This is a genomic window from Streptomyces phytophilus, assembly GCF_013870535.1.
Taxonomy (GTDB): domain Bacteria; phylum Actinomycetota; class Actinomycetes; order Streptomycetales; family Streptomycetaceae; genus Streptomyces; species Streptomyces phytophilus.
The window spans coordinates 1-6,327 of sequence record NZ_JACBXC010000253.1 but is presented as its reverse complement, the minus strand read 5'-3'; the positions used below and the strand labels follow the sequence as shown (position 1 = coordinate 6,327).

Annotated in this window: 3 protein-coding genes; all 3 read left to right on the top strand. The window is 73.8% G+C overall.

The window, feature by feature from the left end; all coding sequences use genetic code 11:
• On the top strand, positions 1–1,450 hold a 1,450-nt coding region (locus tag H5J30_RS13990; protein ID WP_258563306.1), incomplete at its 5' end, for a condensation domain-containing protein.
• Entirely contained in the window at positions 1,447–6,009 is a 4,563-nt protein-coding gene (locus H5J30_RS13985; protein WP_309505524.1) for a non-ribosomal peptide synthetase, read from the top strand. The genes H5J30_RS13990 and H5J30_RS13985, both read left to right, overlap by 4 nt.
• A gap of 82 nt (positions 6,010–6,091) precedes the next feature.
• Positions 6,092–6,327 (top strand): condensation domain-containing protein (locus H5J30_RS13980; protein WP_181787762.1); only part of this gene is annotated, 236 nt, incomplete at its 3' end.

The following is a 6,327-nucleotide window of genomic DNA, read 5'->3' as shown; positions in this document are numbered from 1 at the left end:
GCTCGGGAAACGGACCACGGGCCGCGAGTTCGCGCAGTGGATGGTCGTCGGCGCCCCCGCGGACCTCGGGCGGGAGACGCTCGCAGCCGGCATCGGCGCCCTGCTGGACACCCACGACGTGCTACGGGCCAGAACGGACCTGTCCGACGAGGAGGCCCCCCGGCTCGTCGTCGGGCAGCGGGGCTCGGTGGACCCGGCGGGCCGCGTGACCCGTATCGACGCCGCGGACGCCGACGACCTGGACCGGCTCGCGGAGCAGGCCGCGAGAGCGGCGGTCGCCCGGCTGGACCCGGCGAACGGCGTCATGGTCCACGCCGTGTGGCTGGACGCGGGAGAGGACCGCATCGGGCGCGTCGCGCTCCTCGTCCACCATCTGGTGGTCGACGGGGTGTCGTGGCGGATCCTGCTGCCGGATCTGCGGGCGGCGTGCGAGGCGGCGGGTGAGGGGCGGAAGCCGGAGCTGGAGCCGGTGGCGACGTCGTTCCGCCGCTGGTCGCGGGAGCTGGCGGCCCAGGCCGCGGGCACGGAACGGGTTGCCGAGCTGGAGCGCTGGACCGGGCAACTCGGCGCCCGCACGCCCGCGCTGGCCCACCGCGTCCTCGACCCGGCGACCGACACCGTGGTGTCCCTGCAGAACCGCACGTGGACGGTCCCCGCGGACCAGGCCGCGACGCTGACCGGCCGCACCCCCGCCGTCTTCCACTGCGGCGTGCACGAGGTGCTGCTCGCCACCCTCGCCGCCGCGGTGGCCCACTGGCGGCCGGCAGCACGCGGCGGCGTGCTCGTGGACGTCGAAGGCCACGGCCGCGAGCCGGCCGGGGACCTCGACCTGACCCGCACGGTGGGCTGGTTCACCAGCGTCCACCCGCTGCGGCTCGACGTGCACGGGATCGACCTGGACGACGTACGGGTCGGCGGACCGGCCGCCGGACGGCTGCTCAAGGCCGTCAAAGAACAGGCCCAGGCCGTGCCGGGCGACGGCCTCGGCCACGGGCTGCTGCGCCACCTCAACGCTGGGACGGCCGAGGCGATGGCGGCGCTGCCGCAGCCGGAGATCGGCTTCAACTACCTCGGCCGGTTCCCCGCCGTCGGCACCGCGGCCCCGGTCCGGGCGTGGCAGCCCGCGGGCGAGACCGCCGTCGGCGGCACCGCACCCGCGGACATGCCGGTACTGCACGCCCTCGGGACCAACGCCGTCATCCGGGACACCCCCGCGGGCCCCGAGCTGTCGTTCACCCTCGGCTGGCCCCCCGAACTGCTCGACCGCACCGACGCCGAACGCCTCGGCGCGTCCTGGCTGGAGATGCTCGCCGGCCTCGCCGCCCACACCGAGGACCCGGCGGCCGGCGGGCACACCCCCTCCGACTTCCCCCTCCTCGACCTCGGCCAGGACGACGTCGAACAGCTCGAAGAGATCGCCGGCAAGATCGAAGGAGGACTGCCCCGGTGAAAACCCACACCGCCACCACCCGCCCGGCCCTGGAAGTGTGGCCGCTGTCGCCGCTGCAGGAGGGCCTCCTGTTCCACGCCGGATACGACGACACCGGCCCCGACCTCTACACCGTCCAGTTCGTCCTCGGCCTCGACGGCCCCCTGGACCCCGCGCGCCTGCGCGGCTCTTGGGAGGCGCTGCTCGCCCGGCACGGCGCACTGCGCGCCAGCTTCCACCGGCGCGCCTCCGGCGAAGCCGTCCAGCTCATCGCCCGCGAAGTACGCCTGCCCTGGCGCGAGGCAGACCTCGCCGACACCGACGGCCCGGACGCGGCCGCCCGGCTGGAGAAGCTGGCCGCCGAGGAGCGCGCGGAGCGGCTGAATCCGGCGGCACCGCCGCTGCTGCGGCTCCTCCTCGTCCGGCTCGGCGACCGGCACCACCGGCTCGTGATGACGACCCATCACATACTGATGGACGGCTGGTCCATGCCCGTACTGCTCGGCGAGCTGTCCGCGCTGTACGAGGCGGGCGGTGACACCTCCGCGCTCAAGCGCCCCGCCCCGTACCGGGATTACCTCGCCTGGCTGGGGCGGCAGGACAAGGCGGCGGCGCGGGAGGCGTGGCGGGTGGAACTGGCCGGGGCCGACGAGCCGACGCTCGTCGCCCCCGCGGCCCCCGCCGCAGCCGCCGTACAGCCGGAGCAGGCCGAGGCACGGCTCGCGCCGGAGCCCACCGCCGCGTTGGGTGTGTGGGCGCGTGGGCGGGGGTTGACGGTCAATACGGTGGTGCAGGGTGCGTGGGCGTTGGTGTTGGCGCGGTTGGCGGGTCGTTCTGATGTGGTTTTCGGGGCGACGGTGGCGGGGCGTCCGGTGGAGTTGCCGGGTGTTGAGTCGATGGTGGGTTTGTTCATCAACACGTTGCCGGTGCGGGTGAGGTTGGATGGCGGGCAGCGTGTGGTGGAGATGCTTGCCGAGTTGCAAAGTCGGCAGTCGGCGTTGATGGGGCACCAGCACCTCGGCCTCCAGGAGATCCAGAAGCTCGGAGGAGCGGGCGCGACCTTCGACTCTCTCGTCGTCTACGAGAACTACCCGCACCCGCCCGAGGAGGCCACGGCACCCGACGCACTGTCCATCGACGTCCTGAACTCCCGCGAAGCGACCAACTACCCGTTGACACTCGGCGTCGACGCCGCCGAGCACCTCGAAGTCCGGGTGACGTATCGGCCGGACCTGTTCGAGGCGCGCGAGGCGGAGGGGCTGGCGCGGCGGGTGCTGCGGGTGCTGGAACAGGTGGTGGCGGACCCGATGGTGCGGGTGGGGGACGTGGAGGTGCTGGACGCGTCTGAGCGGTCCCGGGTCGTGTCGGGGTGGAACGCGACGGAGTTGGCGGTGCCGGTGGGTTCGGTGCTGGACCGGTTCGAGGCGCGGGCGCGGAGAGCGCCCGGTGTCGTCGCCGTGCGGTGTGGGGCTGAGCTGCTGTCGTACGGGGAGTTGGATGCGTGGGCGAATCGGTTGGCGCGGTATCTCCGGCGGCTGGGTGTGGGCCGGGAGTCGCGGGTGGGGCTGTGTTTGCCGCGTGGTGTGGAGATGGTTGTGGCGGTGCTTGCGGTGTGGAAGGCCGGGGGCGCGTACGTGCCGTTGGATCCGGCGTATCCGGCGGACCGGTTGGCGTTCATGGTCGCCGACAGTGGTGCGCAGGTGGTGCTGGGCGCGGAGGACCTGGTGTCTGCGGCGGGGGAGATCGCGGCGGAGTCGGCGGAGCCGCTGGGCACGGTGCTGGAGCCGGGGCAACTGGCGTACGTCATCTACACGTCCGGTTCGACCGGCCGCCCGAAGGGCGTCGCCGTGCCCCATCGCGGTCCGGCGAATCTGGCCGAGGCGATGCGTCCGGTGCTGGGGGTGGCGGAGGGTGTGACGGCGTTGCAGTTCGCGTCGTTCAGCTTCGACGCCGCGGTGTTGGACGTTGCCGTGACCCTCGCGGCCGGCGGCACGCTCGCCGTTGCCTCCGACGAGGAGCGGGCGGAGCCTGCGGCGCTGGCGGAGATGGTCCGTAGCTCCGGGGTGTCTGTGGCCAGTGTGGTGCCGTCGCTGCTGAGCGTTCTCGACCCGGCCGCGGTGCCGGGGGTGCAGAACTGGGTGCTGGGTGCCGAGTTGCTGACCGCCGACCTGGCGTCCCGCTGGACACGGCAGGCCCAGGTGTGGAACACGTACGGTCCGACCGAGGCCACCGTCATCACCACCGCCGTCCCCCTCGATGCGGGCATCGAGCCGCACGATGCGCCTCCGGCGATCGGCCGCCCGATCGGCAACATGCACACCTACGTGCTGGATGATTTCCTGCGGCCCGTACCCCCCGGTGTCACCGGCGAGGTGTATATCACCGGCCCTGGGCTTGCCCGGGGTTACATCGGCCGCGGTGGGCTGACCGCGGAGCGGTTCGTCGCCTGCCCCTTCGAGCCGGGTGCGCGGATGTACCGCTCCGGTGACCTGGCCCGGTGGTCTCACGACGGTCTGCTGCATTTCGCCGGCCGTGCCGACGAGCAGGTCAAGGTCCGCGGCTTCCGGATCGAGCCCGGCGAGGTCGAAGCCGTCCTCGCCGCCCACCCCGACGTGACGCAGACCGCAGTCGTCGTACGCGAGGACCGACCCGGCGACAAACGACTCATCGCCTACGTGACCGGCGACGTCGACGCCGACGCCGTCCGGGACTTCGCCACCACCCGGCTTCCCGAGCACATGGTCCCCGCCGCCATCGTCATCCTCGACGCGCTCCCGCTCACGCCCAACGGCAAGACCGACCGCAAGGCCCTGCCCGCCCCCGACCTCGCCGGCCGTGTGTCCGGCCGTGCTCCTGCCAATCCCACCGAGGCCGCCCTCTGCGCGCTGTTCGCCGAGGTGCTGGGGCTGGAACGCGTCGGCGCGGACGACGACTTCTTCGTTCTCGGCGGCGACTCCATCACCTCCATGCAACTCGCCTCCCGCGCCCGCCGCGAAGGGCTCGTGCTCACCCCCCGGCAGGTCTTCGAGGCCAAGACCCCCGAGCGGCTTGCCGTCGTCGCCGAGCCCGAGTCGGCGCCGGCGGTCGCGGACACGGGCGTCGGTGAGGTGCCGTGGACGCCGGTGATGCGGGCGCACGGAGTACGGGCTGCGGACCCCGGGTTCGCCCAGTGGACGGTCGTCGGCGCACCCCCCGCTCTGGGCCTCGACGTGCTCACCGCCGGTGTCGCCGCCCTGCTCGACGTGCACGACGTGCTGCGGGCCCGCGCCGATCTGTCGGAGCCGGCGAACCCCCGTCTCGACGTCGCCGAACGCGGCTCCGTCGACGCGGGGGGCCTCGTCTCCCGCGTCGATGGCGCCGGCACCGCCGATCTCGACGCGCTCGCCTCCCGCGAAGCCCGCACCGCCGCCGCGACGTTGCGCCCCGTGGACGGCGCGATGGCCCGCGTCGTCTGGCTGGACCCCGGGCCGTCCCGGGTAGGCCGCCTCGTCCTCGTGGTCCATCACCTGGTGGTCGACGGCATGTCCTGGCGCATCCTCCTCCCCGACCTCCAAACCGCCTGCGTCTCTCTCGCCGACGGCAGGCAGCCCGCCCTCGAACCCGTACCCGCCTCCTACCGCCGCTGGGCGCACGAACTCGTCACCCAGGCAACGGCCGACGACCGCGCCATCGCCGAACTCCAGACCTGGACCGACCTCCTCGGCGCCCCCGAACCGTCCCTCGGCCACCGCCCCCTCGACCCCGCCACCGACACCGCGGCGACCATGCGCTCGCACACCTGGGCCGTGCCCGCCGAGCAGGCGGCGACGCTGACGGGCCGCACGCCCGCCGTCTTCCACACCGGCGTGCACGAGGTGCTGCTCGCCACCCTCGCCGGGGCCGTCGCCCACTGGCGGCCGGACAGCGCGGACCGCGGCGTACTCGTCGATGTCGAAGGCCACGGCCGCGGGCCGGTCGGGGGCTTGGACGTGTCCCGTACGGTCGGCTGGTTCACCGCGGTGCACCCGCTGCGCCTCGACGCCTCCGGTGTCGATCTCCGCGACGCGCGTGCGGGCGGACCGGAGGCGGGGGCGCTGCTGAAGGCGGTGAAGGAGCAGGCGCAGGCCGTGCCCGGTGACGGCCTCGGCCACGGGCTGCTGCGCCACCTCAACCCCCGGACCGCCGACGCATTGGCCGCGCTGCCGTCGCCGCAGATCGGCTTCAACTACCTCGGCCGCTTTTCCGCCGCATCGCCGGCCCGGGACCCGGAGCCGTGGCAGCCGGCCGGGGAGAGCGCCCTCGGGGGATCCGCCGCACCTGACCTGCCGGTGGCGCATGCGCTGGAGGCGAACGCGGTGGTCCGCGACACCCCCGGCGGCCCCGAGCTGACGCTGACCCTGAGCCGGGCCGCCGGTCTCTTCGGCGCCGACGAGGTCGAACGGCTGGGCGCCGCCTGGCTGGAGATGCTCGCCGGGCTCGCCGCGCACACCGAGGACCCGGCGGCCGGCGGGCACACCCCCTCCGACTTCGCGCTGCTCGACCTCGGCCAGGACGAGGTCGACGAGTTCGAAGCCGATCTCGCCGACGACGACCTTCCGTGACCTTGCCCCGTAGATCAGAAAGCCGCGAACCCGTAAGCCCCCGAGCCGCCGTCAGCGATCCGCCGTGAGGAGAGACAGAGCGATGACCCGATCCGCCGTCGAGGACGTGTGGCCGCTGTCGCCGCTGCAGGAGGGCCTGCTGTTCCACGCCGCGTTCGATGAGGACGGCCCCGACGTCTACCAGGGCCAGCGGTTGCTGGAGCTGGTCGGCCCCGTGGACCCGGACCGGCTGCGGGCGTCGTGGGAGGCTCTGCTGGAGCGGCACGCCGCGCTGCGCGCGAGCTTCCGGCGGCGCAGGACGGGCGAGGCGGTGCAGGT